This window comes from Mycobacterium sp., from assembly GCF_032162605.1.
In the GTDB taxonomy this organism is placed as follows: Bacteria; Actinomycetota; Actinomycetes; order Mycobacteriales; family Mycobacteriaceae; genus Mycobacterium.
This window is the reverse complement of sequence record NZ_JAVROT010000258.1, coordinates 1-3852: the sequence shown is the minus strand read 5'-3', so window position 1 is coordinate 3852 and position 3852 is coordinate 1. Positions and strand designations below refer to the sequence as shown.

General features: G+C 67.7%; 6 protein-coding genes. All 6 read left to right on the top strand.

Annotated features, from left to right (window positions below; genetic code table 11):
• Window positions 1–342 (top strand): YceD family protein (locus tag QOI01_RS15425; RefSeq protein ID WP_526382335.1); only part of this gene is annotated, 342 nt, incomplete at its 5' end.
• Window positions 339–1046 carry a ribonuclease III gene (gene rnc, locus QOI01_RS15420; RefSeq protein ID WP_526382333.1) on the top strand — a complete coding sequence of 236 codons (708 nt, stop codon included), beginning with the start codon at window positions 339–341 and terminating at the stop codon, window positions 1044–1046. The genes QOI01_RS15425 and rnc, both read left to right, overlap by 4 nt.
• Window positions 1039–1887 carry a bifunctional DNA-formamidopyrimidine glycosylase/DNA-(apurinic or apyrimidinic site) lyase gene (gene mutM / locus QOI01_RS15415; RefSeq protein WP_526382331.1) on the top strand — a complete coding sequence of 283 codons (849 nt, stop codon included), beginning with the start codon at window positions 1039–1041 and terminating at the stop codon, window positions 1885–1887. Before rnc ends, mutM begins: the two co-directional genes overlap by 8 nt.
• Before the next feature lie 90 nt (window positions 1888–1977).
• Window positions 1978–2394: an OsmC family protein gene (locus QOI01_RS15410; RefSeq protein WP_526382329.1), complete on the top strand. Its 417-nt coding sequence runs from the start codon at window positions 1978–1980 to the stop codon at window positions 2392–2394.
• Window positions 2381–2668 carry an acylphosphatase gene (locus QOI01_RS15405; protein WP_526382327.1) on the top strand — a complete coding sequence of 96 codons (288 nt, stop codon included), beginning with the start codon at window positions 2381–2383 and terminating at the stop codon, window positions 2666–2668. The genes QOI01_RS15410 and QOI01_RS15405 overlap by 14 nt, the downstream gene beginning before the upstream one ends.
• Before the next feature lie 27 nt (window positions 2669–2695).
• On the top strand, window positions 2696–3852 hold a 1157-nt coding region (locus QOI01_RS15400; protein WP_526382325.1), incomplete at its 3' end, for a chromosome segregation SMC family protein.

Sequence of the window (3852 nt, the reverse complement as noted above, 5' to 3'; positions counted from 1 at the left end):
ATCGACCTCACCGAGTTGTTCGCCTACCCGGACAGCGCGACCGAGGCCACCACCGAGGCCGACGAGGTCGGTCACGTCGTCGACGACACCATCGACTTGGAGCAGCCGATCATCGATGCGATCGGTCTGGTGCTGCCGTTCTCCCCGCTGTGCGAAGAGGACTGCCCCGGCCTGTGCCAGCAGTGCGGCGTGCGGCTGGCCGACGCCGAACCAGGTCATCACCACGACCTGATCGACCCGCGTTGGGCCAAGCTGGCCGCTGTGTTTCCCTCCAAGCCGACCGCCGAGCCGACAACCGAACCGAACAGCGAGGAGCCGGGGAAGTCCGGAGGGCCTGCGTGACGGTCGACCGCACGCCGCTGCTCCAGGCGCTGGGCGTGGAGCTGCCCGATGGGCTGCTCACCGTGGCACTGACGCACCGCAGCTATGCCTACGAGAATGGCGGCCTGCCCACCAACGAGCGGCTCGAGTTCCTCGGCGACGCCGTGCTCGGGCTGGTCATCACCGCGGAAATCTTCGCCAAGTACCCGGACCGCACCGAGGGCGAACTGGCCAAGCTCAAGTCCGCCGTCGTCAACACCCAGGCGCTCGCGCAGATCGCCCGGCAGCTCACCGACGACGGCCTCGGTTCGTATCTACTGTTGGGCCGCGGAGAGCTCGCCAGTGGCGGATCGCAGAAGGCCAACCTTCTGGCCGACGGGCTGGAGTCGCTACTCGGCGCGACGTACACCGAACATGGACACCAGGTGGCCCGCGACGTCATCCTCCGGTTGTTCGGCGAATTGCTGGAGACCTCAGCCAGTCTCGGCGCCGGCCTGGACTGGAAGACCAGCCTGCAGGAGCTCTCGGCGGCGCGTCGGATAGGCGTGCCGTCGTACATCCTGACCTCGACCGGCCCCGAGCACGACAAGTACTTCACCGCCCGGGCAGTGGTGAACGGCGCCGACTACGGAGAAGGTGGCGGCCGGACCAAGAAGGAGGCCGAACAGCAAGCGGCCGCCGCGGCGTACGCCGCGCTGGAAGCGGCGCCGGTCCCGGATGCCTGAACTGCCCGAGGTCGAGGTCGTCCGGCGCGGTTTGCAAGCGCACGTAACCGGCCGCAGCATCGCCGCGGTTCGGGTGCACCATCCCCGCGCGGTCCGCAGGCACGAGGCAGGCCCGGGCGATCTCACCGCACGGCTTCTGGGGTCGACGATCACCGGCACCGGTCGGCGCGGGAAGTTCCTCTGGCTGACCCTCGATGGCGGCGACGCCCTGGTGGTCCATCTCGGCATGAGTGGGCAGATGCTGCTTGGAACGGTCGCGAAGACCGAGCATCTGCGCATCGCGACGCTGCTCGACGACGGCACCGCGCTGAGCTTCGTCGACCAGCGCACGTTCGGCGGCTGGATGCTGGCCGATCTGGTCAGCGTCGACGGCAGCGAGGTTCCCGAGCCGGTCGCACACATCGCCCGTGACCCGCTCGACCCGTTGTTCGACCGCGACGCGGTAGTAAAGCTGTTGCGGCGAAAGCACTCCGAGATCAAGCGCCAACTGCTCGACCAGACCGTGGTGTCGGGCATCGGCAACATCTACGCCGACGAGGCGCTGTGGCGGGCGAAGGTCAACGGCGCCCGGCTGGCCGACACGTTGTCGCGGCCCACCCTGGGCGCGCTCCTGGACCACGCGGGAGACGTCATGCGCGACGCGCTGGGCCAGGGCGGCACGTCGTTCGACTCGCTGTACGTCAACGTCAACGGTGAGTCCGGCTACTTCGACCGCTCGCTGGACGCCTACGGCCGCGAGGGCGAACCGTGCCGTCGGTGCGGCACCCTGATACGCCGCGAGAAGTTCATGAACCGCTCGTCGTACTACTGCCCGAAATGCCAGCCGCGGCCACGACGTTGAACGCAACACGGCGCGAGCGCGCGCAGAATGCTGGCTTTTCGCGGCGTGTGGGGGTACAGACACGCGCGCTCGCGATAGGAAGGGAACCACATGACTGATCTCTGGGTTGAGCGCACGGGCGTGCGCCGCTACACCGGTCGCAGTTCGCGGGGCGCGGAGGTGCTGATCGGGTCGGAGGACGTCGGGGGCGTCTTCACCCCCGGTGAGCTGCTCAAGATCGCGTTGGCCGCGTGCAGCGGGATGAGCAGCGACCATCCGCTGCGCAGCCGTCTCGGCGACGACTACCAGACGACGATCAAGGTGTCCGGTCCCGCCGACCGCTCCCAGGAGCGCTATCCGCTGATCGAGGAGAACCTCGTCGTCGACCTCTCGGGACTATCCGAGGACGAGATCGCGAAGCTGAAGACAGTGGTCGAACGGTCCATCGACAAGGTGTGCACCGTGGGACGGACCCTGAAGTCCGGCACCGAGGTCACGTTCGAAGTGACCAATAGTGGCCAATCCTGACCAAGAGGTCCGGCTGTCGGCCTGGGTGCACGGCGACGTCCAGGGTGTGGGTTTTCGGTGGTGGACGCGGTCCCGGGCGCTGGAACTGGGGCTGACGGGGTTCGCCGCCAACAAGCAGGACGGGCGCGTGCACGTCGTCGCGCAGGGTCCGCGGGCGTCGTGCGAGCGACTGCTTGACCTGCTGCGGAGCGGCCAAACCCCAGGCAGCGTGGATACCGTGGTGGCGGACTGGTCCGACACCGCTGAGTCGTTCGTCGGCTTCGTCGAGAGATAGCCCGATGCGGCGGTAGTGTGGCACGTCGTGCACCTCAAGAGTCTGACGCTGAAGGGTTTCAAATCCTTCGCCTCGCCGACGACTCTGCGCTTCGAACCCGGTATCACCTGCGTCGTTGGGCCCAACGGGTCGGGTAAGTCCAACGTCGTCGACGCCTTGACGTGGGTGATGGGCGAGCAGGGCGCCAAGACGCTGCGCGGCGGCAAGATGGAAGACGTCATCTTCGCAGGCACGTCGTCGCGAGCGCCGCTGGGTCGCGCCGAGGTGACGCTGACGATCGACAACTCCGACAATGCACTGCCGATCGAGTACTCCGAGGTGTCCATCACGCGGCGCATGTTCCGCGACGGCGCCGGCGAATACGAGATCAACGGCAGCAGTTGCCGATTGATGGATGTGCAGGAACTTCTGAGCGACTCCGGCATCGGCCGCGAGATGCACGTCATCGTCGGTCAGGGCAAGTTGTCCGAGATCCTCGAATCCCGCCCCGAGGACCGCCGGGCGTTCATCGAGGAAGCCGCTGGCGTGCTCAAGCACCGCAAGCGCAAGGAGAAGGCGGTCCGCAAGCTCGACTCGATGTCGGCCAACCTCGCGCGCCTTAACGACCTCACCACCGAGTTGCGCCGCCAGCTCAAGCCTCTGGGCAGGCAAGCCGAGATGGCCCGCCGCGCCCAGACCATCCAGGCCGATCTGCGCGACGCCCGACTGCGTCTGGCGGCCGACGACCTGGTCAAACGGCAGGCCGAGTTCGACGACACCAACCCGGCCGAGACGACGCTGCGCAAGGATCACGACGACCTCGCGACCCGTCTGGACGAGGCGACCTTCGAACTTTCGGCCCACGAATCCGCAGTGTCGGGGCTCACCGGGCGGGCCGAAGCGGCACAGCAGACGTGGTTCCGGCTGTCTGCGTTGGCCGAACGGCTCAGTGCGACGGTCCGCATCGCCTCCGAGCGCGCCCAGCACCTCGAGATCGGCATCGAAGCGTCCTCCGGCCCCGACCCGGAGGCCCTTGAGGCCGAAGCCGAAGAGGTCGCCGCCCGCGAGCGGGAACTCATCGCCGCACTCAACGAGTCGAAGGAACTGCTCGAGGCAACTCGCGCCGAGCTCGCCGAGCGCGAAAGCATTGCGGCAGAAGCGGAACGCTCGCACATGGCCGCGACCCGCGCCGAAGCCGACCGTCG

Coding starts and splice junctions, on each gene's coding strand:
- mutM (WP_526382331.1), top strand. CDS start 1,039: ATGCCTGAACTGCCCGAGGTCGAGGTCGTCCGGCGCGGTTTGCAAGCG.
- QOI01_RS15410 (WP_526382329.1), top strand. CDS start 1,978: ATGACTGATCTCTGGGTTGAGCGCACGGGCGTGCGCCGCTACACCGGT.